General features: G+C 69.7%; 21 protein-coding genes. 12 read left to right on the forward strand and 9 right to left on the reverse strand.

Annotated features, from left to right (window positions below):
* Nucleotides 1–27 precede the first annotated feature (27 nt).
* Nucleotides 28–1,311 carry an MFS transporter gene (locus tag OG734_RS17130; protein ID WP_330288366.1) on the forward strand — a complete coding sequence of 428 codons (1,284 nt, stop codon included), beginning with the start codon at nucleotides 28–30 and terminating at the stop codon, nucleotides 1,309–1,311.
* Nucleotides 1,312–1,389: 78 nt separating this feature from the next.
* Complete coding sequence (locus OG734_RS17135; protein WP_330288367.1) at nucleotides 1,390–1,629, forward strand: hypothetical protein; 240 nt, start codon at nucleotides 1,390–1,392, stop codon at nucleotides 1,627–1,629.
* On the opposite strand, the gene OG734_RS17140 is transcribed toward OG734_RS17135, so the two are convergent.
* Nucleotides 1,620–2,636 carry a helix-turn-helix domain-containing protein gene (locus OG734_RS17140; RefSeq protein ID WP_330288368.1) on the reverse strand — a complete coding sequence of 339 codons (1,017 nt, stop codon included), beginning with the start codon at nucleotides 2,634–2,636 and terminating at the stop codon, nucleotides 1,620–1,622. The genes OG734_RS17135 and OG734_RS17140 overlap by 10 nt on opposite strands.
* Before the next feature lie 6 nt (nucleotides 2,637–2,642).
* The gene (locus tag OG734_RS17145) at nucleotides 2,643–3,659 is read right to left on the reverse strand and encodes a phosphoribosylglycinamide synthetase (RefSeq protein ID WP_330288369.1); all 1,017 of its coding nucleotides are present in this window, start codon (nucleotides 3,657–3,659) and stop codon (nucleotides 2,643–2,645) included.
* A gap of 231 nt (nucleotides 3,660–3,890) precedes the next feature.
* On the opposite strand from OG734_RS17145, the gene OG734_RS17150 reads away from it, so the two are divergent.
* From OG734_RS17150 to OG734_RS17165, 4 genes are all read left to right on the forward strand, one after another.
* Entirely contained in the window at nucleotides 3,891–5,261 is a 1,371-nt protein-coding gene (locus OG734_RS17150; protein WP_330288370.1) for an ABC transporter substrate-binding protein, read from the forward strand.
* 10 nt (nucleotides 5,262–5,271) lie between these two features.
* A complete protein-coding gene (locus OG734_RS17155; RefSeq protein WP_330288371.1) occupies nucleotides 5,272–6,648 on the forward strand; it encodes a carbohydrate ABC transporter permease in 1,377 nt (458 codons plus the stop codon).
* Nucleotides 6,645–7,550, forward strand: a complete 906-nt coding sequence (locus tag OG734_RS17160) for a carbohydrate ABC transporter permease (RefSeq protein WP_330288372.1) — start codon at nucleotides 6,645–6,647, stop codon at nucleotides 7,548–7,550. Before OG734_RS17155 ends, OG734_RS17160 begins: the two co-directional genes overlap by 4 nt.
* A gap of 151 nt (nucleotides 7,551–7,701) precedes the next feature.
* Nucleotides 7,702–9,972, forward strand: a complete 2,271-nt coding sequence (locus OG734_RS17165) for a bifunctional glycosyltransferase/CDP-glycerol:glycerophosphate glycerophosphotransferase (RefSeq protein WP_330288373.1) — start codon at nucleotides 7,702–7,704, stop codon at nucleotides 9,970–9,972.
* A gap of 46 nt (nucleotides 9,973–10,018) precedes the next feature.
* On the opposite strand, the gene OG734_RS17170 is transcribed toward OG734_RS17165, so the two are convergent.
* Nucleotides 10,019–10,432, reverse strand: coding sequence for an organic hydroperoxide resistance protein (locus tag OG734_RS17170; RefSeq protein WP_330288374.1), 414 nt, complete (start codon nucleotides 10,430–10,432; stop codon nucleotides 10,019–10,021).
* A 123-nt stretch (nucleotides 10,433–10,555) separates the two neighbouring features.
* On the opposite strand from OG734_RS17170, the gene OG734_RS17175 reads away from it, so the two are divergent.
* Nucleotides 10,556–11,014, forward strand: a complete 459-nt coding sequence (locus OG734_RS17175) for a MarR family winged helix-turn-helix transcriptional regulator (protein ID WP_330288375.1) — start codon at nucleotides 10,556–10,558, stop codon at nucleotides 11,012–11,014.
* Between the two features lie 106 nt (nucleotides 11,015–11,120).
* Here the strand turns inward: OG734_RS17175 and OG734_RS17180 are convergent, their stop codons facing one another.
* On the reverse strand, nucleotides 11,121–12,602 hold the full coding sequence (locus tag OG734_RS17180) for a glycosyltransferase family 39 protein (protein ID WP_330288376.1): 1,482 nt from the start codon (nucleotides 12,600–12,602) through the stop codon (nucleotides 11,121–11,123).
* Between the two features lie 177 nt (nucleotides 12,603–12,779).
* Between OG734_RS17180 and OG734_RS17185 the strand changes: the two genes are divergently transcribed.
* From OG734_RS17185 to OG734_RS17195, 3 genes are read left to right on the forward strand one after another with little or no spacing between them, the layout of a single operon-like run.
* Complete coding sequence (locus OG734_RS17185) at nucleotides 12,780–13,967, forward strand: glycosyltransferase 87 family protein (RefSeq protein ID WP_330293694.1); 1,188 nt, start codon at nucleotides 12,780–12,782, stop codon at nucleotides 13,965–13,967.
* A 58-nt stretch (nucleotides 13,968–14,025) separates the two neighbouring features.
* Complete coding sequence (gene galE / locus OG734_RS17190; protein WP_330288377.1) at nucleotides 14,026–15,024, forward strand: UDP-glucose 4-epimerase GalE; 999 nt, start codon at nucleotides 14,026–14,028, stop codon at nucleotides 15,022–15,024.
* A gap of 38 nt (nucleotides 15,025–15,062) precedes the next feature.
* The gene (locus tag OG734_RS17195; protein WP_330288378.1) at nucleotides 15,063–16,016 is read left to right on the forward strand and encodes an ADP-ribosylglycohydrolase family protein; all 954 of its coding nucleotides are present in this window, start codon (nucleotides 15,063–15,065) and stop codon (nucleotides 16,014–16,016) included.
* Here the strand turns inward: OG734_RS17195 and OG734_RS17200 are convergent.
* From OG734_RS17200 to OG734_RS17210, 3 genes are all read right to left on the reverse strand, one after another.
* Nucleotides 16,006–16,668 carry a response regulator transcription factor gene (locus tag OG734_RS17200; protein ID WP_330288379.1) on the reverse strand — a complete coding sequence of 221 codons (663 nt, stop codon included), beginning with the start codon at nucleotides 16,666–16,668 and terminating at the stop codon, nucleotides 16,006–16,008. The two genes, OG734_RS17195 and OG734_RS17200, sit on opposite strands and share 11 nt — an antisense overlap.
* A gap of 58 nt (nucleotides 16,669–16,726) precedes the next feature.
* Complete coding sequence (locus OG734_RS17205) at nucleotides 16,727–17,878, reverse strand: sensor histidine kinase (protein ID WP_330288380.1); 1,152 nt, start codon at nucleotides 17,876–17,878, stop codon at nucleotides 16,727–16,729.
* A gap of 141 nt (nucleotides 17,879–18,019) precedes the next feature.
* Nucleotides 18,020–18,655 carry a TetR/AcrR family transcriptional regulator gene (locus OG734_RS17210; RefSeq protein ID WP_330288381.1) on the reverse strand — a complete coding sequence of 212 codons (636 nt, stop codon included), beginning with the start codon at nucleotides 18,653–18,655 and terminating at the stop codon, nucleotides 18,020–18,022.
* Between the two features lie 208 nt (nucleotides 18,656–18,863).
* Here OG734_RS17210 and OG734_RS17215 point away from each other — a divergent pair, with 208 nt between their 5' ends.
* Nucleotides 18,864–19,781, forward strand: coding sequence for an ABC transporter permease (locus OG734_RS17215; RefSeq protein WP_330288382.1), 918 nt, complete (start codon nucleotides 18,864–18,866; stop codon nucleotides 19,779–19,781).
* Nucleotides 19,774–20,586: an ABC transporter ATP-binding protein gene (locus OG734_RS17220; protein ID WP_330288383.1), complete on the forward strand. Its 813-nt coding sequence runs from the start codon at nucleotides 19,774–19,776 to the stop codon at nucleotides 20,584–20,586. The genes OG734_RS17215 and OG734_RS17220 overlap by 8 nt, the downstream gene beginning before the upstream one ends.
* A gap of 35 nt (nucleotides 20,587–20,621) precedes the next feature.
* Here the strand turns inward: OG734_RS17220 and OG734_RS17225 are convergent, their stop codons facing one another.
* The gene (locus OG734_RS17225; RefSeq protein ID WP_330288384.1) at nucleotides 20,622–21,065 is read right to left on the reverse strand and encodes a GtrA family protein; all 444 of its coding nucleotides are present in this window, start codon (nucleotides 21,063–21,065) and stop codon (nucleotides 20,622–20,624) included.
* A 147-nt stretch (nucleotides 21,066–21,212) separates the two neighbouring features.
* Nucleotides 21,213–26,186, reverse strand: coding sequence for an NAD-glutamate dehydrogenase (locus tag OG734_RS17230; RefSeq protein ID WP_330288385.1), 4,974 nt, complete (start codon nucleotides 26,184–26,186; stop codon nucleotides 21,213–21,215).
* Nucleotides 26,187–26,319: the final 133 nt, after the last annotated feature.

Genomic DNA, 26,319 nt, shown 5'->3' on the forward strand with positions numbered 1-26,319 from the left:
GTGGGACTCCCCCACCAGGCTTGAGGCATGGCTCAGCTGACACAGACCTCACCGCCCACCTCACCGCGCGCCCGGGGGCCACGCTTCCACCGCGCCTGGGCCATCGCCGTCGTCTCGGGCGCGGCCATTGTCACGGCCGGTGCCTTCACCACCGTCCCCGGCCTGCTGGTGACGCCGCTGCATGAGAACTACGCCTGGGACCGCGGCCAGATCGCCCTGGCCGCTTCGGTGAACATGGTGCTCTTCGGTCTCACCGCTCCCTTCGCGGCGGCTCTGATGGACCGGGTCGGAATCCGCCGCGTGGTCGTGGGTGCGCTGCTGCTCATCACCGCGGGCGCCCTGCTCACCAGCGTCATGGCACAGCCCTGGCAGCTCGTCGCGTACTGGGGCGTACTGATCGGTCTCGGCAGCGGCTGCCTCACCATGACCTTCGCCGCCAGTGTCACCGGCAGCTGGTTCGACAGGCGCCGTGGACTGGTCACCGGCGCGCTCAGCTCCTCCAGCCACCTGGGCCAGTTGCTCTTCCTGCCGCTGCTCGCGTGGGCCGTCGACCGCTTCGGCTGGCAACCGCCGGTGGTGACACTGGCGTTCGTGGCGCTGGCGGTGGCCGCCCTGGTGCTCCTGCTGCTGCGCGACCACCCGGCCGACGCGGGCGTGAAGCCGTACGGGGCAACGGAGTTCGTGCCCAAGCCCGCACCCGCGTCCGGAGCGGCCCAGCGCACGGTGAAGGTGCTCTTCAGCGCTGCGCGCACCGGCCCGTTCTGGCTGCTGGCCGGCATGTTCGTCATCTGCGGCGCCTCCACCAACGGCATCATGTGGAGCAACTGGGCGCCCGCCGCCCACGACCATGGCATGCGGGTCACGGCCGCGGCCTCGATGCTGTCCCTGATCGGCATCTTCTCCGCCCTGGGCGCGGTCTTCTCCGGCTGGCTCACCGACCGCTTCGACCCTCGCCGCCTGCTGACCGCCTACTTCGCGATCCGCGCGCTCACGCTGCTCGTGCTGCCGATGGTGTTCTCCTCCACGGTCACGCTCCCAATGATCGTCTTCGTGGTTGTCTACGGCCTCGTCGATGTCGCGACCGTCCCACCGGTCATCGCGCTCACCAGCCGCGTCTACGGCGAGGACGGCCCCATCGTCTTCGGCTGGACGAACTCCGCCCACCAACTGGGCGCGGGAGCCTCCGCCTTCCTCGGCGCCACCGCCCGCGACCTGTTCGGCACCTACGACGTGGTGTGGGCCACGCTGAGCGCGGTCTGCCTCGTCGCGGCCCTGATGGCCATGGTCGTACGCACCCCGCGCACCGCCTGACGCCTACCGCCTACCGCCTACCGCCGTACGGAGCGACGCAGCGACGCACCGTCCCCGAAGCCACAGGAGAGTTCCGCCATGACCCAGTTGCTCACCGGCTCCACAGCCGTCCCGACAGGGACTTCCCAGCCGCCGAAGAAGCCGCTGTGCACCTACTGCGGAGCCGATGGGCATGAGGACTTCCAGGTCCTCACCCGGCAGCGAACCCCAGTCGGCACCACGATCTGGCTGCACTGCTCCTGCGGTGCCCTCCAGGTCCGGGTCGTGACCGGCACGGGGGCCCAGATCGTCGCTCGTGGACGCCGTGCTCAGGCGTAGGGCCGGGGCAGATGTCCTCGCTGTGCGGCCATGACCCCGGCCTGGAATCGGCTGCGCGCGTCCAGCCGGGCCATGACCTCGGCCGCGGTGCGCCGGGCGGTACGTGGCGAGACGCCGAGTCGCTTGGCGACAGCCTGGTCGGTGTGGCCCTGGGAGAGCAGCCGCAACGCCTCCGCCTGTTGCGGCGTGAACTCCGTGGTGTCCCTGCGCTGAGGTGCCCCGAAAGGATCGGCCCGCCGCCAGGTTTCGTCGAAGAGCGCGCACAGCGTCTCGACCAGCCCGCGGGTCCGCAGGACGACGGCACCCGCCCCGGTGTGTTCACTGTCCACCGCGACGAGGGCCACCCTCCGGTCGCAGATGATCACGCGGTTGGGGAGGGTCGGCGTGGTCCGTACTTCTCCGCCGTGCAGGGTGAGCCATTCGGCGTGGGCCACGCTGGCACGGTCGCGTCGCAGACTTTCGAGATAGACGGTGCGCATCCGTACCCCGCGGTCGAGGAGCCGTCGGTTCAGCGGACGGGAAGCGCGCATGTTCGCGTCGGTCTGCGCGCCTCCGGGTGCGAAGGCCAGCATCTCCTCACCGACCTCGGAGTTGAGGATCTTCAGGAAGTCCCGGATGCTGTCGAGCCCGTCGAGGAATTCCACGCCGTCCTGCGGCACATTGCCCCCGGGTGGCGGAAACTCACCGAGCAGCCGTGCTGCCGCAGCCCTCCCCTCTCGTAGCCGCTGCTGACGCGCGCCCAGCTCAGCCTCCTGCCGGGAGAGAAGGATCTCCATGCCCAGATGTGGGCTGACGGCATGCAGTTGATGCGGGGGCTCGGCAGCCGGGCGTACGAATCCCAGTGCCCGCAGGCGGCCCAGGGCCACGCCCAGCGCCCGGTCGGACAGTCCCAGGCTGTCGGCCAGCTCCTGCCTGCCTGCCCCGGGAAGCGCCAGCAGCCGCCGGTAGACGGCTTCGCACGCCGCGTCCATGCCCAGGACGTTCAGGGAGTTGCTTCCGCTGTTCATGGTCGCTCATCCCTCCGTACGGATGTCGGTGACGAGGTCGGCCCGCGCCTGGCGGACCCGTTCCCCCGTGATCTCCGGCGAGCCGCCTTCCACCACCACGTAGGCGCGCCGCGAGCGGGGATCCGTGGCGGGTGGGATCCGGTCGTGGACGGTGTACGGGAAGCGCGCACCGCGCACCCAGGGTGTGACCGCTATGTCCTCCGTCCCCGTATAGGCCCGCAACCGGCCTTCGGGCAGCGGGAAGAAACCGATCTCGGCGTACTGGTACGCGGGCCGAGGCCGCGGAGCTTCGCCGAGGAGCGCGTCGAAGAGCGCCGCCTCACAGTCGAACCCGCTGGCGACCTGGATCAGCAGCGGGATGCGATCGGGGCTGAGCCGAGGCCGGCAGCACACCACCCGCGGCCCGTCGGCGGTGAGCGCCACTTCGGTGTGCGCCGGCCCGAATCGGTAGCCGCTCGCCCGCAGCAACAGGCAGACGAGTTGTTCGACCATCGCCCGCTCCGGGGTCGACAGCGGCGCGGGGCACAGATACCCCGTCACGGCGAAGTCCGGTGGACCGCTGGTGAGTTGAGAAGCCATGCCCACGACGTGGTGGGAGCCGTCCACGGTGAGCGTCTGTACAGCCAGCCGAGGGACCTGCGCTGATGGCTCATCCAATGGCTCGTCGGCTTCCCGGAGCCGCCTGAGTGCCTCGGGCGGATTCGGAGACAGCCCAAGATGCCACGCCTCCTCGACGACCGGCAGCACGGATGGCCCGCTGCCACAGTGCAGCACGGTCCCGAGGTTGTGCTGATGCGAGATCCGGGTCACCAACCGTCGCAGCCTCGCCTCGTCCGCGAAACTGGTGTGCAGCAGTTCCTCCGAAGCATCCGCGACCTGCGACAGGAAGTCGGCCTCAGGTATCCAGGGGTCCCACAGAGACCAGACCTTGAAGCCCGCCTCGGCAGCCTTCCTGGCGAGTTGGTGATAGGGCATCACCAACAGCAGCCTGTTCTTCGAACTTTTCGAGCGGCATGCAGACATGGCCCACACCATGCGCCGCCGCCTTCCCGGCGGCTTCCTCTCCTGTTCCCCGGAGCGGGTGGGAAAGAAATTCGAGGGCACCCGGCAAACAGGGAAGCAAAGGACACGACGCGGTCACGATCACCCGCTTGACAGCGTAGGCGCCCTTGCCGACCCCCACGACCGGGCGTAGACCAGAGCCCACGGGACAGCGCCGAACACGTTCAACGCCGAACGACGAACGGGGCAAACATGCGCAGCACGTTACGTACACGCACCCTGACCGCCCTCTCCGCCACAGCCCTCGCTCTCGCCCTCACCTCCTGTGGCTCCGACGACGACCCGGGCGACAAAGGCACCGGGCCCAGTACCGGTACCGGCGGTGACACCTCCGCCTCCGTCAAGCTCCCCAAGCTGGACGGCCAGACCCTGGAGGTCGCCGCCGTCTGGACGGGCCCCGAGCAGGACAACTTCACCAAGGTTCTGCAGGAGTTCGAGAAGCGCACCGGTGCGAAGGTCAACTTCGTGCCGACCGGCAACAACACCTCCACGTTCCTCGGTACGAAGATCCAGGGCGGCAAGCCGCCGGACGTCGCGTTCCTGCCCCAGGTGGGCGTACTGCACCAGTTCGCCGAGAAGGGCTGGCTCAAGCCGCTCGGCGCGGACGCCCAGGCCCAGCTCGACAAGAACTTCTCCGCCGGCTGGAAGGACCTCGGTGCCTTCGAGGGCAAGCAGTACGGCATCTACGTCAAGGCCGCCAACAAGTCCCTGGTCTGGTACAACACCGCCGCGTTCGAGGCCGCGGGCCTCACCGAAGTTCCCACCACCTGGAAGGACTTCGTCACTGCTGCCCAGACCCTCTCCGACGCCGGCTCCCCCGCCGTCTCCGTGGGCGGCGCCGACGGCTGGACCCTCACCGACTGGTTCGAGAACGTCTATCTGTCACAGGCGGGGCCGGAGAAGTACGACCAGTTGGCCCAGCACAAGATCAAGTGGACCGATCCCTCCGTCAAGGACGCCCTGACCACCCTCGCCGAGCTCTGGGGCAAGGACGACCTCCTCGCGGGCGGTCGCTCCGGCGCGCTGGCGACCGAGTTCCCGAAGTCGGTCACCCAGACCTTCACGGGTGACACCCCGGCGGCGATGGTCTTCGAGGGCGACTTCGTGGCCGCCAACATCAACGCGGACACAAAGGCCAAGATCGGCACGAACGCTAAGGTCTTCCCGTTCCCGGCGGTCGGCGACCAGGCACCCGTCGTCAGCGGCGGCGACGTCGCCGTCGCGCTGAAGGGCGGCGCGGGCGCCCAGGCCCTCCTGACGTTCCTCGGCTCGACCGACGCGGCCGAGATCTGGGCGGCCCAGGGCGGCTTCCTCTCGCCCAGCAAGACGATGGACCAGTCGGCGTACAAGGACGATGTCACCCGGGACATCGCCAAGGCCCTCATCACGGCCGGCGACGACTTCCGGTTCGACATGTCCGACCAGGCCCCGGCCGCCTTCGGCGGTACCCAAGGCGTCGGCGAGTGGAAGGACCTCCAGGACTTCCTCAAGAACCCGAAGGACATCGCGGGCACCCAGCAGAAACTAGAGGCCGACGCCGCCAAGGCGTACAAGAACGGCTGACGGCCCCAATATGGAGTCGAAGGAGAACAAGCCCCCCGACACCCCCATCCCCACCCCCGCTCCAACCCTCATCCCCTCGCCCGCCTCCCCCCGCAAGAGCGTCACCGGCACCCGCTGGTGGGTGGCAGGTCTGTTTCTGCTGCCCGCCCTCGTGCTGCTCGGCTCGCTCGTCGTCTACCCGATCGGCTACTCCGTCTGGCGCAGCCTCTACGACGCGGACGGATCGGGTTTCGTCGGCCTGGAGAACTACGGCGACATCTTCACGAACGACGCCACGCTGACCGCCGTACGCAACACGGCGATCTGGGTGGCCGTGGCCCCCGCTCTCGTCACCGCGCTCGGTCTGATCTTCGCGGTGCTGACCGAACGGGTGCGCTGGGGTACGGCGTTCAAGCTGATCGTCTTCATGCCGATGGCGATCTCGATGCTCGCGGCGGGCATCATCTTCCGCCTCGTCTACGAGGCGGACCCGGACCAGGGTGTCGCCAACGCGATCGTGACGTCAGTGCACGACGCCTTCGTGGACGCCTCCGTCTATCCGAAGGCCCGCCCAAACGCCCAGGCCAGCGACCTCAAGGCGTCCGGCGGAGGTTCGTTCACCTCCACCGGGACCGTCAGTCCGGGCACCCCGGCGCTGCTGCCCCTCGTGGGCATCGCCCCGAACAAGCTCCCCGGCACGCCGGAGAACGCGAAGGCCGCGGGCGCCTCCGGTTCCGGGGTCACCGGCACCGTCTGGCTGGACTTCAAGCTCGGCGGTGGCGGTACGAAGGGGCAGGTCGACCCGGGTGAGAAGGCACTGGAGGGGGTCAAGGTCGAGGCCGTGAAGGACGGGAAGGTCGTCGCCTCGGCGACCAGCGGCGCCGACGGGACGTTCAGTCTGCCCGCCGACGCCGACGGGGCCCAACTGCGCCTGCCCGGCTCGAACTTCGCCGCCGCCTACAACGGGATCGACTGGCTCGGGCCCACCCTCGTCACCCCGGCCATCATCGGCAGCTACACGTGGATGTGGGCCGGGTTCGCCATGGTGCTCATCGCCGCGGGACTCGCGGGCGTGGACCGGAATCTGCTGGAGGCGGCGCGCGTCGACGGCGCCAACGAGTGGCAGGTGTTCCGGCGGGTCACCGTCCCGCTCCTCGCGCCCGTGCTGGTCGTCGTTCTCGTCACGCTGATGATCAATGTGATGAAGGTGTTCGACCTCGTCTACATCATCGCCCCGCAGCCCAGTCAGGACGACGCCAACGTCCTCGCGCTCCAGTTGTTCCTGTCGTCGTTCGGCGGGGGCGGCAACTACGGCGTCGGCAGCGCGATCGGCGTGCTTCTGCTGCTGCTCGTCCTGCCGGTGATGTTCGTCAATCTGCGTCGACTCAGGAAGGAGCGTCAGCGGTGACGACTGTCGACCCGACCCTCGACCGACCCCTCGACCCGCCCGTGCGCGCCAAGCGCTCCTTCGCCGCCCGCGTGGCCGCCGGCGCCGCGGGCGGCGTGATGCGGTTCTTCCTCATCCTCGTCGCGCTCATCTGGATGGTGCCGACGTTCGGGCTGCTCGTGTCGTCGTTCCGCGACCCGACGGACATCTCCACCTCCGGGTGGTGGAAGGTGTTCACGGCGCCCGGGCAGCTCACCGCCAAGAGCTACCGGACGCTGCTGGAGAACGACGCGATCACGAGCTCCCTCTTCAACACCATCTGGATCACGGTCCCGGCGACACTCCTGGTCGTCATGATCGGCGCGATGGCCGGATACGCCTTCGCGTGGATGGACTTCAGGGGGCGCGACTGGTGGTTCCTGGTCGTCGTCGCGCTGCTCGTCGTACCCGTGCAGGTGGCGCTGATCCCGCTCTCCGATCTCTTCGGGAAGATCGGGATCTTCGGCGACATCATCGGGGTGGTGCTGTTCCATGTGGGCTTCGGACTGCCGTTCGCGATCTTCCTGCTGCGGAATTTCTTCGCGGAGATCCCGCGCGAGCTGCTGGAGGCGGCCCGGCTGGACGGCGCGGGCGAGATCAGGCTGTTCGCGACCGTCGTCCTGCCGCTCGCGGCGCCCGCGATCGCGTCCCTGGGGATCTTCCAGTTCCTGTGGGTGTGGAACGACATGCTGGTCGCGCTGGTGTTCTCCGACTCGCAGTCGCAGCCGCTGACGGTCGCGCTCCAGTCGCAGGTACGGCAGTTCGGCAGCAACATCGAGGTGCTGGCGCCGGGCGCGTTCCTCTCGATGGTGATCCCGCTGGCCGTGTTCTTCGCGTTCCAGCGGCAGTTCGTGTCGGGGGTGATGGCGGGCGCGGTCAAGTAACCGGACAAGCTCACAACCGGACGAGCGGAAGGCCGGACAAGAAGCCCATTTCACCCGGTCCCCCACATGCCGCAATCGGCGTAACCAAGTCACTCCATCGGCCGTTCCCGGGCAGTAGGCCCGCGCCGACCCGCCGACCCATGGATGTGCCTTGCCCAGGTTCAGTGTCATCGTCCCCGCGTACAAGGTTCAGGCGTATCTGCAGGACTGCCTGGAATCGGTGCTCGGCCAGTCGTATCCGGATCTCGAAGTGATCGCCGTCGACGACTGCTCGCCCGATGCCTGCGGTGCGCTCGTCGACGAGTTCGCGGTGCGCGACGCCCGTGTGCGCCCCGTCCATCTACCGGAGAACGGCGGGGTGGGCGCGGCGCGCAACGCGGGGATCGAGCACGCGACCGGGGACTATCTCGTCTTCGTCGACGGCGACGACACCCTCGCCCCGGACGCGCTGCGGGCGATCGCCGACCGGATCAAGGAGGCGGGCGATCCGGAAGTGATCGTCTACGACCACGCGAACGCCCTCTGGACCGGCGAAACCGTCCGCAGCCCGTTCCTCGGGCAGCTCACCGAGCAGGGTCCCGTCCCCTTCCGGCTCGACGACCGGCCGTTGCTGCTGAAGCTGCCGCTGGTGGCCTGGAACAAGGCGTACCAGCGGGAGTTCGTCGAGCGCGAGAACCTCACGTTCCCGCCCGGCGCCGACGCGGACATCCCCTGGACGGTCCCCGCCCTGCTGGCCGCCGAGTCGGTCGCGACCCTGGACCGGGTCTGCGTCCACCACCGCCGGCCGCGCCAGAACACCGACGCCCCCACGGACCGTGGGCACTTCGACATCCACGAGCAGTACGACCGGCTCTTCGCGTTCGTCGACGCGCGCCCCGAACTCACGCGCTGGCGGCCGGTGTTGTTCCGCCGGATGGTCGACCAGCTGATGTCGGTACTGGCCCGGACCGACCGGCTGCCGAGCGGCGCCCGTGCCGAGTTCCTGCGCAAGTCGCGGGCCCACTACCGCCGTTACCGCACCCCGGGCGCCGCCGTACCGCTGCGCGCCCGGCTCCGCCACCTTCTCGTCCGGACGGGCAGCTACCGCACGTATCGGGCGGTGCGACTCGCGTCCGCCCTGCGCAGGCGCATCACCCGCCTCGTCAAGTCCCTTGCGCGGAGCGTCCGTTCGTCCGCCCTGCGGCTGCACTACCGGGTCCAGCGGCGGCTGCCGCTGCGCGCCGACCGGGCCGTCTTCACCAGTCACTCCGGGCGCGGGTACGGCTGCAACCCGGGCGCCCTGGAGGCCGCGTTCCGTTCCTTCGTACCGGGCATGCGCACAGCGTGGGTCGCACGCCCCGAGCACCATCACACGCTCCCGACGGCGACCGCCCGGGTGCGACCCGGCACCGCCCGCTACTGGACGGCGCTGGCCCGCTCCAAGTACCTGGTGAACAACGGCAGTTGGGACGAGCGGTTTGTGAAGCGGGCCGGCCAGACGGTGATCCGGACCCAGTACGGGACGCCGCTGAAGCGGATGGGCCTCGACCTCCAGGACCGGCCGGCCGCCGCCCGTGACACCGACTTCACGGCACTCCTCGCGGACGTCGACACCTGGGACCACTGTCTGTCGGCCAACCGCCACTCCACCCTCGTATGGGAGCGCGTCTTCCCCGGCGGCTACGCCACCCTTGAGACCGGCCAGCCTCGCAACGACGTGTTCCAGCAGGCGACTTCGACGGACGTGACCCGGCTGCGCGAGTCGCTGGGCATCCCGGAGGGTTCGGTGGCGATCCTGTACGCGCCCACCCACCGCGACTACCAGCGCGGCGCCCGCCTCACCCTCGACCTGGAGCGCGTGCTGCGCCAACTCGGCCCGCGCTACGTGCTGTTGACCCGCGCCCACCACGTCTACGACGCCCCGCTGACGGACGCCTCCGGCGGCCGGCTCATCGACGTGACCGACCATCCGAGCATCGAGTCGCTGTGCCTCGCCTCGGACGCGCTGGTCACCGACTACTCGTCGCTGATGTTCGACTACGCCAACCTGGACCGGCCGATCGTGGTCCACGCGGACGACTGGGAGGCGTACGAGGCGGCTCGTGGCACCTACTTCGACCTGCGCGCCTTCCCGCCGGGCGCGGTCGCGCGCAGCGAGGACGAGCTGATCGACATCTTCGCGACCGGCCACTGGCGCGGGTCACGCTCCACCCAGCTGCGGACCGCGTTCCGCGAGCGGTTCTGTCCGTACGACGACGGGCGCGCCGCCGAACGGGTCGTTCGGCGGCTGGTGTTGGGTGAGACGACCGGGCAGACGGTCACTCCGCTCGCCGAGCGCCACCCGGTGCCGTCGGCGGCGGCCGGGTTCGCCGGCGCGCCGCTCGCGAGCGTGCCGCATCCGCAGCTCAGCCCCGACGGCGCGCCGGCCCTCAACGGTTCCTGAACGACGTACCAGATGTGCTGGTGACGTACCGGATGCACTGGCCGTACTACTCGATGACGAGGTCGACCTCGATGTTGCCGCGCGTCGCGTTGGAGTACGGGCAGACCTGGTGGGCCTGCTCGACCAGCTTGCGGCCGGTCTCCGCGTCGACGGAGTCGGGCAGCTCGACGCGGAGGGTGACCTTGAGGCCGAAGCCCTCGCCCTGCTTGCCTATGCCGACCTCGGCGGTCACCGCGGCGTCATTGACGTCGACCTTGGCGCCGCGGCCGACCAGGCCCAGCGCGCTGCCGAAACAGGCGGCGTAACCGGCGGCGAAGAGCTGCTCCGGGTTGGTTCCGGCACCGTTGCCGCCCAGCTCCACCGGCATGGCGAGCGCGAGGTCCACCTTGCCGTCGGAGCTGACGGCGCGGCCCTCGCGGCCGTGCGTGGCGGTGGCGACTGCGGTGTAGATCGCGTCCATGGAACCCGTCCCTCTCGTCAAAAGCTTCTCCGGAGCCCCTTGCGGGGTTCCTTGTGGAAATAACTTAAGCACACAATTAAGTTGTGCACAACTATATGGCGGGCAAAGAGGTACCCTGGAGGCATGTCAGCAACCTCCGCCGAGGACTACCTCCGTCTCGACCAGCAGATCTGCTTCTCGCTGGCCGCGGCGTCCCGTGCCTTCAACGGCGTCTACCGCGTGGTCCTCAAGGACCTCGGGCTCACCTACCCGCAGTACCTGGTGATGCTCGTGCTGTGGGAGCACGGACAACTGCCCGTGAAGAAGGTCGGCGAACACCTGCGCCTCGACTCCGGAACGCTGTCCCCGCTGCTCAAACGGCTGGAGACGGCCGGCCTCGTCCAGCGCGAGCGCAGCGCCCGGGACGAACGGTCGGTGGAGGTGCGGGCGACCGAGGAGGGCCTCGCGCTGCGCGAGCGGGCGCTTCAGGTGCCGCGCCGGATCGTCGCGGCGACCAGCTTCGACGTGGACGAGATCCGGGCGTTGCGGACTCGTCTGGACGAGCTCACTGTCGCTCTGGATGCTGCGGCGCTGGAGGCGTAGCGCTCCGCTGGGGGCGCCGGAATGTGACGTCGGTCTTCGGCTGCGGCGCCGTCGTGGGTGATCGCGCCCACGCGGCGGAGCCGCATATCAATACCGCCCCGCGCCCCTATCGGGGCGCTGTCGTCGGCCTGCGCTCATAAAGGCGCAGGGTCACCCCGCTACCCCTGAACTCCCGCCTCGACTCGAACTCCTCCTCCACCACCGCCCGTTTGGCCCGCTCGGTCGGGCCGGCCGGGTGCCAGGACGGGTCCAGGGCGTACGGCTCCGCGACCAGCCAGACATGGTCGAGCCCCGCCAGTAGTCGCCGCAGCGCGGCCGGGCCCACCTCGACGCCGTACAGCGTGCCGGACGCGCGGGCGGACTCGGCGAGCGCCACGTCGCGGGCGCCGCGGAACCCCTTCGGGTACGCCAGTGCCGAGCGCCGCCCGATGGACGGCAGGAACAGCACCGGGTCGCCGGGGCGCAGTTCACGGGCCGCGAGTGCGGAGGCTGCGGCGAGGTTGTCGCCGCCGCGCTCGGCCACGGAACGTTCCTGCCGGAGCAGCGGCAGCTGGTGCGCGCAGACGACGGCCACCGCGAGCACCCCGGCCGCGGTCACGGTCGCCCGGGGCAGGCGCGGCACGGCACGTGCGATGCGGTCGGCCCCGGCGGCGGCGAGGAGGGGGGCGCCGGCGAGGGCGTACAGGACGTATCGGTCGTCGTAGAGCGGCGACCACTGGGAGACGGTCATGAGGATCGCGGGCGGCACGAGGAGCAGCGGGAGCGCGACAGCGGCGAGGGTCGGTTCGCTGCCGTGACGTGTGGTCCAGGGGCGGCGCAGGGCCACGTACATGAGGAGCAGGCAGGGCACGAGGACCACGTCCGTCGGGCCGGCGAACTGGTGCACCAGTCGGTCCACGCTGCCCTGCCCGGGTGACCGCAGCCAGCCCACCTGCGCCGACTGGGCGTGCGAGAGCAGCGCCAGCGGGAGCAGCACCAGCGCCACGACGCCGGCCGCGTACAGCCAGCCCGCCCACACCCGCCGGGGGACACCGGCGAGCGCGAGGGTCACAGCGTGCGCGAGGAGCAGCAGTACGGCGAACTCGTGGAGGAGGCAGGTGACGGCGAGGACCACTGCGTACGCCGTCCAGGAGCGGCTCCCGACCGCCCGTACGAGCAGCAGCGTCGCGCCGGCCGCGCCGGCCGCGACCATCGCGTACGACCGGCCCTCCTGCGCGTAGTGGCCGACCATCGGGTTGACCGCGTACAGCAGACCGGCCCAGAGGCCGACGCGCGGGCGGGCCAGGCGGGCGCCGAGGGCCGCGACCAGGCCGGCGGTCGCGGCAGCGGCGAGGACCGACGGGAGCCGCAGGAGGACCTCGCCGGGGTGGAGGGCGAGGACGGGCCGCATGAGCAGGTAGTACAGGCCGTGCACGGCGTCGACCTCGTGCAGCAGCCGCCAGATCTGCGGCACCGTGCGCCGCGCGACCTGGAAGGTGGCCGCCTCGTCGCGCCACATGCCGCCCCGGTCCAGCCCCCAGCAGCCGATCACCAGCATGACGGCCATGGGGATCAGTGGCACCGCGACGGCGGCGGTCTTCCTGCTCATCTCCTTGTTCATCGACCTGTTGATCACAGGCCTGATTTTGTGAGATTAGAGAACGTTTGATGGTGATTGACCATGAATTGACGTGAATATGGCATCCATGCGGCTTACGATCCCGCCGTGAAGAGACCCTCCGCCCTCTCCTCCCTCGCCGTCGGCTGGGCCGCCTCCCGTGCCCTGATGCTGTGGCTGCTGGTCCACGACGACCTCCCGCTGCTCGGCGGCGGCGCGGTGGCGCGCGAGGTACAGCGGCTGTACTTCCGCTGGTACGGCGTCCTCACGCAGGGCGCGTTCCCGGCGCACGACACGCTGTGGCAGTACCCGCCGGGTGCCGGTCCGGTGCTGTTGTCACCCACGCTGCTGCCGACGCTGACGTACTTCGAGGCGTTCGTGGCGCTCACGCTCACCGCCGACGCCCTGATCCTGCTGGCACTCACGCGCGCGGGGAGGCGTCCTGACCGTTCCCTGCGCGGTGCCGGGTACTGGACGGCGGGCCTGCCACTGCTCCTCCATGTGCCGCTCGCACGCTACGACGTGCAGGTCACGGCGTTCGCCGTCATCTCCCTGTTGACGTTGTCGCGCTCCCCGCGCGCGTGCGGCGCGTTCGCGGCACTGGGCGCTCTGGTGAAGGTCTGGCCCGCTCTGGTGCTGCTGGGTATGCCGAAGGGCCGTACGACCCGGTCGGTGTGGACGTCCGCCACGGTCACGGCGACGGCCGCGCTGGCACTCCTGGCGGCGGTTTTCAGCAGCCCCTTCGCGTTTCTGCGCCAGCAGGGCGGGCGGGGTGTGCAGATCGAGTCGTTCGGCGGCACCGCGCTCTCCCTCGCCACGCGCGCCGGGTGGGAGGGGCGCGTGCGCTACCAGTACGGCGCGATGGAGTTCGTGGGCCCGCACGTCTCGACCGTGGCGGCGCTGTCCCTCGCCCTGACTGCCGTGGCGTTCGGGCTCCTGCTGCTGTGGCGGGTGCGGGCCCGGCGCTGGACGGAGGCGACACCGTTCGACGCGGCGCTGACGGCCGTACTCCTCTTCACGGTCACCAGCAGGGTGATCAGCCCGCAGTACCTGGTCTGGCTGCTCGGACTGGCCGCCGTGTGCCTGACCTCGCGGCACACCAGCCAGCGCCCGGTGGCGTGGCTGCTGCTGGCGGCCGCGGCGGTCAGCGGCCTCGACTATCCGGTTCTGTACGCCGAAGTCGTGCACTGCACCTGGACGGGCGTGGCGATGATGGTGGTACGCAACGGTCTGCTGGCCGCGGCGGCGATCCTGTCCTTCGTACGGTTGTGGCGCTCGGCCCGCCCCGGCGCGGTGCCGGTCCCGGCGCCTTCTTCCGTTCGTTCACTCCCCGAGCGGGAACTTAGTGCGCCTTAACGGTAGTTAACTGACAAAGTCCGACCGACCATCCGACCACACGAGGGGACGGCCGCACATGACCTGGCTGATCACCGGCGGCGCCGGCTACATCGGGGCGCACGTGGTGCGCGCGATGACCGAGGCGGGCGAACGAGCTGTGGTGTACGACGACCTGTCCACCGGAATCGCCGAGCGCGTGCCGGACGGCGTACCGCTGGTGGTCGGCTCGACCCTGGACGGGGAGCGGGTGGCGCGTGCCCTGCGGGACCACGAGGTGACGGGGGTGGTCCATCTGGCGGCGAAGAAACAGGTGGGCGAGTCGATGGACCGCCCCCTGCACTACTACCGGGAGAACGTGGAGGGGCTGCGCGTCCTGCTGGACGCGGTCACGGCGGCCCAGGTGCCGTCCTTCGTGTTCTCGTCCTCGGCGGCGGTCTACGGCATGCCGTCCGCCGCCGAGGACGGAGCCCTGGTGACGGAGGACACGCCGTGCGTCCCGATGAGCCCGTACGGCGAGACGAAGCTGGCGGGCGAGTGGCTGGTCCGCGCGACGGGCAGAGCGACAGGCCTGTCGACGGCGAGCCTGCGCTACTTCAACGTGGCGGGCGCGGCGGCCCCTGAGCTGGCGGACGTGGGCGTCTTCAACATCGTCCCCATGATCTTCGAACGCCTGACAGCCAACGAACCTCCGCGCGTCTTCGGCGACGACTACCCGACCCCGGACGGCACCTGCGTGCGCGACTACATCCACGTGATGGACCTGGCGGAGGCCCATGTGGCGACGGCCCGGGCCCTGGAGGCGACGCCGGGACGCGAGCTCACCCTCAACATCGGCCGGGGGGAGGGCGTCTCGGTCCGAGAGATGATCGACCGGGTGAACGACGCGACGGGCCACACCCTGCCCCCTGTCGTGGCCCCACGCCGCCCGGGCGACCCGGCAAGGGTCGTGGCCTCGGCCGACCGCATCTCCACGGAACTGGGCTGGAAGGCGAAGCACGACGTCCAGGACATGATCACATCGGCGTGGGAGGGGTGGGTACGGCTGCATCCGGAGGCGGGAACGACGACACCCTAGCCACACCGCAGGTACGGCGGCCTCCGTATTCTGCGACTGTGGATGACCAGGGTGCTCAGCAGGAACGTGTACGGCTCGCTGTCGGCGCCGTCGTCGGTTCGGCCGTCGGTGACGCGCTGGGCGCGCCCTTCGAGTTCGGCCCCGAGGGCGCCTTCTCCGCGCGCTTCCCCTCGACCGGCCAGGGCGGCGAGATGTGCGGGGGCGGTGGCTGGGACCCAGGAGAGGCGACCGACGACACACAGATGGCGGTGCTGGTCGGGGAATCGCTGTTGGAGTGTGGTGGGCTCGAACTCCCGGACGTCTTCCGGCGGTTCCGAAAGTGGGCGGTGAGCGAGCCGAAGGACATCGGGCTGCAGACGGAGGCGGTGCTGTGCGGCCCCGACGACTGGGACCTGGCCGCCGCCCTGCACTTTCAGGCCAGCCAACGCGGCGCGGGCAACGGCGCGTTGATGCGGGCGGCCACCTCGGCCGTGTACTTCGCCGACCAGGGCCGGCAGGCCACGATGGACGCCGGTCGGCGCATTGCCGCGCTCACTCACGGGGACCGCGCCGCCTGGGAGGGGACGGCCCTCTGCCACGAGCTGGTACGCGTCGCGCTGGACGGCGACGACCCGCTCGCCGCCGTACCGGAGGCCCTCGCCGCAGTCCACCCCGAACACCGGGCCCGCTACGCCACCGTCCTCGCCCCCGGCTGGCACCCCGACCTGGCCACGGAGTTCAACGGCGCCGTCTGGCCCTGTCTCGGCTCCGCCGTCTGGGCGCTGCGGACCACGTCCTCGTACGAGGCGGCCGTCCGCGCGGCGATCGACCTCGGCGGCGACACCGACACCGTCGCAGCCGTCACCGGCACCCTCGCCGGAGCGGTGTACGGCGTCACCGGCATCCCCGCGCGCTGGACCGGGCCGTTGCACGTGCCCCTGCCGGGGTTCGGTGAACGGGTGGTGCGCACACCGGAGTTGGTGTCACTGGCGCGCGGGCTGGTCACCCGGTAGCCGAACCCTTCCGGTTGTTCAGGTAGGCCAGTACCGCCAGCACCCGGCGGTGTCCGCTGTCGCTCGGGGGCAGGCCCAGCTTCAGGAACACGTTGCCGATGTGTTTGCTGACCGAGCGTTCCGTGACGACCAGCGTCTTGGCGATCGTCGTGTTGTCGTGGCCCTCCGCCATCAGCTCCAGGACCTCGCGCTCGCGCGGGGTGAGGGAGTCGAGAGGCGAGTCACGGCGGCGGGTGAGGAGTTCGGCGACGACCTCCGGGTCGAGGGCCGTGCCGCCGGCGGCGACGCGTTCCAGGGCGTCGAGGAACTCGTCGACCCTGCCCACGCGGTCCTTCAGGAGATAACCGACGCCGCTCGCACCGCCGCCCAGCAGCTCCGCCGCGTACGACTCCTCCACGTACTGGGAGAGGACGAGCACCGGGAGGCCGGGGATCTGCTCCCGCGCCTCCAGCGCCGCGCGCAGTCCCTCGTCGCGGAAGCCGGGGGGCATCCGGACGTCCAGGACCGCGACGTCCGGGCGATGTTCGAGGATGGCCGGCAGTACCTCGGGGCCGCTGCCCACCTCGGCCAGGACCTCGTGCCCGGCCGACGTCAGCAGCAGGACGAGCCCCTGCCTCAGCAGGGCGTTGTCCTCGGCGATCACTACGCGCATGACGGTCCTGTTCTCGATCCGGATCCGGTCCAGTTCGCCGGCTCAGCGGCGGTCGCGCTCACCATACGCAGGGCAGCTCCACCTCGATCACGGTCGGCCCTCCTACCGGACTCGACACGTCCACGCTGCCGTCCAGCGCGGCCACCCGCCGCCGCATCCCGAGCAGTCCTGTGCCGCCCTTCTCGTCGGCGCCGCCCTGGCCGTGGTCGCCCACCCGGACCTGCAACCCCCTTGGTACGCGGACGAGTTCGACCCAGGCGGTCGGTGAACCGCTGTACTTCGCCGCGTTCGTCAGCGCCTCGGCGATCACGAAGTACGCGGCGGCCTCCACGGCCGCGGGCGGCCGTACGCCGTCCTCGACACCGTCGTCACGCACGCCGACCTCCAGGCCGCTGCTCGACGCCAACGCCCGTACGGCGCCCACCAGCCCGCGGTCCGTGAGGATCGGCGGATGGATGCCGCGCACCACGTTGCGCAGCTCGGCCAGCGCCTCCTCGGCCTGGTCCTGGGCGTCCTCCAGCAGCTTGCGGGCGGCGTCCGGGTCACGGTCGTACGCCCGTTTCGCGAGGCCGATCCGCATGGACAGGGAGACCAGACGGGCCTGCGCGCCGTCGTGCAGGTCCCGTTCGATGCGCCGGAGTTCGGCCCCGTGCGCGGCGACCGCGTCGGCCCGGGTCGCCTTCAGCTGTTCGACACGCTCGACGAGCTGCGCCTTGGGCGAGGGCTTGAGCAGGGCGGCCGACCAGGAGGCGTCGAGGTCGGCGAGCCTGCTGATGAGAGGGAGGACGACCGCCTCGCGGCGCAGCAGCCCGCACCACACACCGTCGACGACCAGACCCACCGGCCAGAGCGGGATCATCAGCAGCGGCAGGGCGCCGTACACATAGTGGGCGAGCATCCAGCGCAGATCGGTGCGCGTACCGGGGTCGCGGACCACGGTGCGCAGCTTCTCCTTCAGCCTGCCCTCGATGGGCAGATACACCTCGGGGATCTCCACGCCGGACCACTCGGTCGCCATCCGCCGTTTGGTGCCCGCGATCCGGCGGATGAGCAGGGTCGTCTCGGGCAGCATCCCGATGCCGATGACCGCGAGCGAGACGGTGGCCGTGATCAGCAGGACGGTGATGAATATGTACGAGGCGAAGGCCAGGATCGCGACCGCGACCAGCTGGCCCGTGGCCCGCGCTGCTTGCCGCAGTGTCTTCCACATGGTCATGAGGCTAGGCGACGGGGCAGCGGACGCACGGGAAAGCCTGCTCCCCGGTGAGGGTGTAGCCCGCTACACCATCTTCGGGGGCGGGCGGTGACCACGGTCACCGCCCGCCCCCGTTCCGTCGTACGGATCAGCCCGTCACAGCGCCTTCAGCGCGGCGGTGGTCGCCCGGGCCAGCGATCCCAGATACCCCTTCGGCAGCTTCGGGCTGCGGATCACCACCGAACGCCAGTAGAGCGGTCCCGAGATCAGGTCGAGGGCCAGGTCGGGGTCAATGCCCGAGCGGACCTCCCCCCGTTGCTCCGCCGCCGCGACGATCCCGCTCGCCACCCCTTCCTGCCCCTCCCGCAGCGCCTTCTGCATGGCGTCGGCGATCTCGGGGTTGCGGGCGGCCTCCGCCTGGAGGTCGGGAATGATCTGCGAGGCGACCGGGTGGCGCAGCGCGCGGGACGTCAGCTCGTACAGCAGCCGCAGGTCGCCCTCCAGGGTGCCCGTGTCCGGCGCCGGCAGCCCCTGCACCGCGAGCGCCGAGACCAGGTCGAGCACCAGGTGCAGTTTCGAACGCCAGCGCCGGTACACCGCCGTCTTGCCGACGCCCGCCCGGCGCGCGATGCCCTCGATGGACGTCCGCGCGTATCCGACGGCCGCCAGTTCCTCGAACACGGCCGTCCGGATGGCCTCCGTCACGTCCTCCCGCAGTACGGCGGCTCCGGCGGGGGCCCGGCGGCGGGTCCGTGCCGGTGCGGTCCCGGGCTCGTCGGTGTTCGTCGTCATACGGACCAGCATAGGGGCGTTACGACGAAACGGTTGCGTTCCGACGCCGAATCGGAATACGCTCCCGTTGCGACGATACGGTCCCGTCCCGACGTAAGAGTTTGGAAAGAAACGCGTAAGGAACCGGCTTCTCAGGCCGGCGGGGGACGCCGGGAAACGGGACCGCTCGTGCACCCCTCTCCACTCCCCCCAAGTGAAAGCAGCGGATGTGAGCCAGGTCCTCCACACACCGCCCCCGTCACAGGCCACCCCGGCCGACGACGACCTCACGGCGCTCGCCGCCCGGTACGGGCTCTCGGTCAGCGGCGCCCGTCCCACCCTGCGCACGTATCTCAGCCAGCTGTGGGCGCGGCGCCACTTCATCACCGCGTTCGCCACCGCCAAGCTCACCGCCCAGTACAGCCAGGCGAAGCTCGGCCAGGTCTGGCAGGTGATGACCCCGCTGCTCAACGCGGCGGTCTACTACTTCATCTTCGGCGTCCTGCTGGGCACCAAGCACGGCGTGCCGGACTACATCCCGTTCCTGGTCACGGGCGTGTTCATCTGGACGTTCACCCAGAGCTCGATCATGGCGGGCACCCGCGCCATCGCCGGGAATCTCGGCCTTGTCCGGGCGCTGCACTTCCCGCGCGCGGCCCTGCCGATCTCCTTCTGCATCCAGCAGCTCCAGCAACTGCTGTTCTCGATGGCCGCGCTGATCGTGATTCTGCTCTGCTTCGGCATCCCCGTCACCGCCTCCTGGCTGCTGGTAATCCCCGCCCTGGCACTCCAGTTCGTGTTCAACACGGGCGTGTCGATGATCATGGCGCGGATGGGCGCGTCGACTCCGGACATCGCCCAGCTGATGCCGTTCGTGCTGCGCACCTGGATGTATGTGTCCGGGGTCATGTGGAGCCTCGACAAGCTGTCCCAGAAGAACCACATGCCGCACGTGGTGTCGGTGATGCTGGAGAACAACCCGGCGGCGATCTACATCGACCTGATGCGCTTCGCCCTGATCGACAGCTACCACTCCAGCTCGTTGCCGCCGCACGTCTGGGCGATCGCGACGGGCTGGGCGCTGCTCGCGGGCGTCGGCGGCTTCATCTACTTCTGGAAGGCTGAGGAGACGTACGGCCGTGGCTGAGAACCCGAACGAGCAGATCCCCACCGTCGTCGCCAACGGCGTCGACATCGTCTACCGGGTCAACGGCACGGGCGCCGGACGCGGCACCGCGACCGCCGCCCTCAACCGCATGATGCGGCGCAAGCAGAGCGAGAAGGCGGCCGGTGTACGCAAGGTGCACGCCGTCAAGAACGTGTCCTTCGTCGCCTACCGCGGCGAGGCCGTCGGCCTGATCGGCACCAACGGCTCCGGGAAGTCCACGCTGCTCAAGGCGGTCGCGGGACTGCTTCCGGTGGAGAACGGCAGCATCTACACGGACGGCCAGCCCTCCCTCCTCGGCGTCAACGCGGCCCTGATGGGCGACCTGACGGGCGAGCGGAACGTCTATCTCGGCGGTCTCGCGATGGGCATGTCCCGGGAGCAGATCAAGGAGCGTTACCAGGGCATCGTCGACTTCTCGGGGATCAACGAGAAGGGCGACTTCATCACCCTCCCCATGCGGACGTACTCCTCCGGCATGGGTGCCCGCCTGCGCTTCTCCATCGCCGCCGCGAAGGACCACGACGTCCTGCTGATCGACGAGGCGCTGGCGACCGGCGACCGCTCGTTCCAGCAGCGCTCCGAGGAACGCATCCGCGAACTGCGCCAGCACGCGGGCACGGTGTTCCTGGTCAGCCACAACAACAAGTCGATCCGCGACACCTGCGACCGGGTCCTGTGGCTGGAACGCGGCGAACTCCGCATGGACGGCCCGACGGACGACGTACTGAAGGAGTACGAGGCTTTCACGAACCGCCCGGCGAAGCCCGCCCGCGCCGCCGCATAGAGCCTTTTGGCCTGTTCGTTTTGGCCTGTTCGTTTCTAGTGCCGGAAGACCCACGTCCGGTAGACGAGGAAGCGGAACGCCGACGCGAGCACGATCGAGACGCCCTTCACCTCATTCGACTCGACCGGACCGTGCAATCCCAGACCGTGATAGCCGATGTAGAACAGTCCGCTTTCCATCGCGATGCCGATCGCGCTGAACACGAAGAACAGCGCGATCTGCTGCCTGGTACGTGAGGCCCTGTCCCGGTACGTGAAATAGCGGAAGCCCAGATAGTTCGTACCCATGGCGATGAAGCTGGCGAGGACCGTGGCTGTCATCGCCCGCCAACCGAGGCCGTGCAGCAGCAGGTTGAAGACCAGGAAGTTCACGAGCACACCGCTGCCGCCGACGGCCCCGAATTTCACCGCTTCGAGGATTACGCGCCGCACCGGTCGGGCAGGAACGGACATCCGGTCCTCGGAGACATTCACACTCACGCCCGCGACTTTATCCGAGGTGCCCGGTCTAGCAGGAAAGGGTAAATTCCCTGTCTGCTTTTCTCTAACAGTTGTCAAGAAAAACAGGGGCGCCCCGAGCCATCACGGCTCGGGGCGCCCCTGTACACGCGTACGAACGCGTACCGGCTACGAATGACTCCGCAGCAGTGTCCGCATCGTCCGCATGGCGACCGACAGGTTCGCCAGGTCGAAGGCGTCCGAGCTCTGGATCTCGTCCAGGGTCGTGCGCGCCCGGCCCAGGAGCGCGGTGTTCTTCTCCTCCCACGCCTTGAAGCGCTGCTCGGGCGTCGACGAGCCGTTGCCGGCCGCGAGGACGTCAGCCGTGAGGGACGCGTGAGCCGCGTACAGGTCCTCTCGGATGGAGGCGCGGGCCATGGACTGCCAGCGGTCGGCCCGCGGCAGCTCGATGATGCGATCCATGAGCTGGGTGATGTGGAGACGGTCGGCGAGGTCGTAGTACACCTCGGCGACGTCCATCGGGTCCCGGCCCATCCGGTCGGCGACCGAGACGATGTCCAGCGTCGGGAAGGCGGACGAGAAGCCCGCGACCCGGGTGGCGAGTTGGTCGGGGACTCCGGCGCCCGTCAGCTCGTCGTAGATCTTCTCGTACCACTCCAGATCCGCGCCGCTCAGCAACTTGGCGAGCTGGGACCAGACTTGACTGACCCGCTCGCCGAAGAACTCGACGGTCTCCGTGAGTTGCACCGGCTGCGGCCGGTTGTTGAGCAACCAGCGCGTGCCGCGCTCGACAAGTCGCCGCGAGTGGAGGCGGATCCGGGTCTGGACGGCGGCCTCGACCGTGTTGTCGAGCGCCTCGACCTCGTCCCACACCGCGCTGGAGTTGAAGATCGCGCGAGCCGCGGTCTGCGCCCGCACCACTTCCTCCAGCGAGGCACCCGTCTCCTCGCGCAGCCGGTGCAGGAAGCTCGTACCGCCCGTGTTGACCGTGTCGTTGACGAGGACCGTCGTGATGATCTCGCGGCGCAGCGCGTGCCCGTCGATCTGCTCGGGGAACTTCTTGCGCAGCGCGCTCGGGAAGTAGGCGTCCAACAGGCGGCGCAGATACGGGTCTTCGGGCAGCGAGGTCTTCAACAGCTCGTCGGCGACCGTGATCTTCGTGTACGCGAGGAGCACGGCCGTCTCCGGACCGGTCAGCCCCTGGCCGCCGCTGAGGCGTTCGCGGATCTGCCGGTCGGTGGGGAGGAACTCGAGCGCCCGGTCCAGATGCCCTTCCCGGACCAGGTGGCGCATGAAGCGCTGCTGGGCGTGGAGCATGTCCTTGGACTGGGCGAGGGCGTTGGCGATGGCCGTGTTCTGCGCGTAGTTGTTGCGCAGGACGAGCCCGCCGACCTCGTCGGTCATCTGGGCGAGCAGCTTGTTGCGCTGCTTGACGGTCATGTCGCCTTCCGCGACAGAGGAGTTGAGCAGGATCTTGATGTTCACCTCGTGGTCGGAGGTGTCCACGCCCGCGCTGTTGTCGATGGCGTCGGTGTTGATCTTCCCGCCGACCTGCGCGAACTCGATCCGCCCGAGCTGGGTGAGCCCGAGGTTGCCGCCCTCGCCGACGACCCTGACGCGCAGGTCGCCGCCGTCGACACGGATGGCGTCGTTGGCCTTGTCACCGACGTCGGCGTGCGACTCCGTACTCGACTTGACGTAGGTGCCGATGCCGCCGTTCCACAGCAGGTCGACCGGCGCCTGGAGGATCGCCTTCATCAGGTCGGCCGGTGTCATCTTGCTGACCGCGCCCTCGATGCCGAGCGCCTCGCGGATGTGCGAGTTGACCGGGATGGCCTTGGCGGTACGGGGGAAGATGCCGCCCCCGGAGGAGATCAACTGGCTGTCGTACTCGGCCCAGCTGGACCTCGGCAGCTCGAACAGGCGCCGCCGCTCGGCGTAGGAGGTGGCCGCGTCGGGCTTCGGGTCGATGAAGATGTGCCGGTGGTCGAAGGCGGCGACGAGCCGGATGTGCTCGCTCAGCAGCATGCCGTTGCCGAACACGTCACCGCTCATGTCACCGACGCCGACGACGGTGAAGTCCTCGCTCTGCGTGTCCACGCCCAGCTCGCGGAAGTGCCGCTTGACGGACTCCCAGGCGCCCCGCGCGGTGATGCCCATGCCCTTGTGGTCGTACCCGGCCGAGCCACCCGACGCGAAGGCGTCCCCGAGCCAGAAGTTGTACGACTGGGCGACCTCGTTGGCAATGTCCGAGAAGGTCGCCGTGCCCTTGTCGGCGGCGACGACGAGATAGGTGTCGTCCTCGTCGTGCCGTACGACGTCGGCGGGCGGCACGACCTCGCCGGCCACCAGGTTGTCGGTGATGTCGAGGAGCGCCGAGATGAACGTCTTGTAGCTCCTGACCCCCTCGGCGAGCCACGCGTCCCGGTCCACACTCGGATCCGGCAGCTGCTTGGCGACGAACCCGCCCTTGGCGCCGACCGGCACGATGACGGTGTTCTTCACCATCTGCGCCTTGACCAGCCCGAGGATCTCGGTACGGAAGTCCTCCCGCCGGTCCGACCAGCGCAGCCCACCGCGCGCCACCTTCCCGAACCGCAGATGGACGCCTTCCACCTTCGGCGAGTACACCCAGATCTCGTACGCGGGACGCGGCGCCGGCAGGTCCGGGATGGCCTGCGGGTCGAACTTCATGGAGACGTAGTCGTGCGGCTTGCCGCCCGCGCTCTCCTGGTAGAAGTTCGTCCGGAGGGTCGCCTTGATGACGGTGAGGAAGGACCGCAGGATGCGGTCCTCGTCGAGGGAGGCCACCTGGTCGAGGGCCGCGTCCAGCTCCTCCTTGAGAGCGTCGGTCAGCTCGACGCCCGCCCGCTGCCGCTCCGGCGACATCCGCGCCTCGAACAGGGACACGAGCAGCCGGGTGGTGTGGACGTTGTTGCGGAGGGTGTCCTCCATGTAGTCCTGGCTGAACGTGGAACCGGCCTGCCGCAGGTACTTGGCGTACGCCCGCAGCACCAGCGCCTGACGCCAGTCGAGGCCCGCGCTCAGCACCAGCGCGTTGAAACCGTCGTTCTCTGCCTGCCCGGTCCAGGTGGCCGAGAAGGCCTCCTGGAAACGCTCGCGGCCGTCGTCCCCGAGATAATCCCCGCCGCTGCTCAGCGACTTGGGCAGCCGGAGCCCGAAGTCGTAGATCCAGGCAGTGGTCCGGTCCGAGCAGCGCAGCTCGTACGGCCGCTCGTCGATCACCTCGACGCCGAGCCGGTTGAGGACGGGGAGCACGGAGGACAGCGAGACGGACTCGCCGGTGCGGTAGATCTTGAAGCGGCGCTCACCGGGCGCCGCGTTCACCGGCTCGTAGAGGCTCAGCGCGAAGTTCGTGCCGACGCCCAGCTTTTCGAGGTGGACGAGGTCGGCGACGGCGGCGCGCGGACTGTGGTCGGCCTTGTAGCCCTCGGGGAAGGCGTTCCCGTACCGGCGAAGCAGTTCGGCGGCGCGCTCCTCGCCGCACTCGGCGTTGAGGGCCTCGGCGAAGGCGTCGGCCCATGACCGGGCGGCCTCGACGAGCCGCGCCTCGATGCGCTCCTTGTCCTGGTCGGACAGCTGCGGCAGCTCGGTGCCCTGCGGAACCCGGACGACGAAGTGCAGCCGGGACAGGATGGATTCGGTGTTCCAGGCGGTGAAGTCGACGCTGGTTCCGCCGAGTTCCTCCTTCAGGATGTCGATGATCCGCAGCCGTACGCCGGTGGTGTACCGGTCGCGCGGCAGGTAGACGAGGGCGGAGTAGTAACGCCCGTACTCGTCCTGGCGGAGGTAGAGCCGCAGCCGCCGCCGCTCCTGCAGATACAGCACCGAGGTGACGATCGACCGGAGTTCGTCGGGCGGCGTCTGGAAGATCTCGTCGCGCGGGTAGGTCTCCATGATCTGGAGCAGGTCGCGCCCGTCGTGGCTGTCGGGCGAGAACCCGGCGGCCCGCAGCACCTCGTCGACCTTGCGCCGGACGACGGGCACCCGGCGCACCGACTCGGTGTACGCGGCGGAGGAGAACAGCCCCAGGAACCGCCGCTCACCGACGACGTCACCGTTCGCGTCGAACTTCTTGACCCCGACGTAGTCGAGATACGACGGCCGGTGAACGGTGGCGCGGCTGTTGGCCTTCGTCAGTACGAGGAGCTTGTGCTCGCGGGCCTTGGCCCGGGCGTCGGCGGGCAGCCGCTCGAAGGACGGACTGACCGGATGTCCCTCGTCCTCGGAGTGGTGCGGATCGGCCCGCAGAATGCCGAGCCCGGTCCCCGGCACGGCGGCCAGCGAGTCGTCTCCACGCAGCTCGTACTCGCGGTAGCCGAGGAAGGTGAAGTGGTCACGCGCGAGCCAGCGCAGCAGTTCGCGCGCCTCCTCGACGTCCTGGTCGATCAGGTCGCCGGCGGTCGGCTCCTTGGGCAGCTCGTCGGCGATGCGCAGCGCGGCATCGCGCATCTTCTCCCAGTCCTCGACGGCCTCACGGGTGTCGGACAGCACGCGCAGCAGGTCGTTGGTGATCTGCTTCAGATCGGCGCGGTCCGTCTCGCGGTCGATCTCTACGTGGATCCACGACTCGACGTGCGCGTCGTGCGGCAGGTCGGCGCCCTCCACGGCCGCACTCCCGGTGGGCCGGTCGGGCAGTACCTCGATGAGCCGGCCGTTCAGGTCCCGTCGTACGACGAACTGCGGATGGACGACGAGGTGGATACCACGCCCCTGCCGGGACAGTTCGTTGGTGACCGAGTCGACGAGGAAGGGCATGTCGTCGGTCACGACCTCGACGACGGAGTGGCTGCATGTCCAGCCGTTCTCCTCGACAGTCGGGGTGTGCACCCGCACGCTCGCCGTGCCCTGCGGACGCGTCTCGCCCAGCCGGTAGTGCGAGAAGGCCGCGCCGAAGACGTCCACCGGCTCGCGGCCGGCGAGGTCCTCCGGGGCGGTGTGCAGGTAGTAGCGCTGGAGGAACGCGAGCACGGTGTCGTGGTCCGGGGTTCCGGGGTCTCCGCCGGGCGCGGTTGCACGTGTCGTCCCGGTCGGTAGGCGCCCCCCGACCGGGCTGTTCTCAGCTACCCGGGCGGCCTTTTCGAGCAGCTCGGTCTTGGCTTCGTCCAGCTTGGTCTGCATTGTCCTCTGACTCCTGTCGCGCGCCGTTGCGTGACGTAGAAGGAAGTACGGCTCCTCCTGCGGTACAACGCCTCGACGCGGGGTCTCCGGTCTGCTCCGACGCTATGCCGCAAGGTGGGAAGAGCGGGGGGTT

The sequence above is a fragment of the Streptomyces sp. NBC_00576 genome (genome assembly GCF_036345175.1).
Lineage (GTDB): Bacteria > Actinomycetota > Actinomycetes > Streptomycetales > Streptomycetaceae > Streptomyces.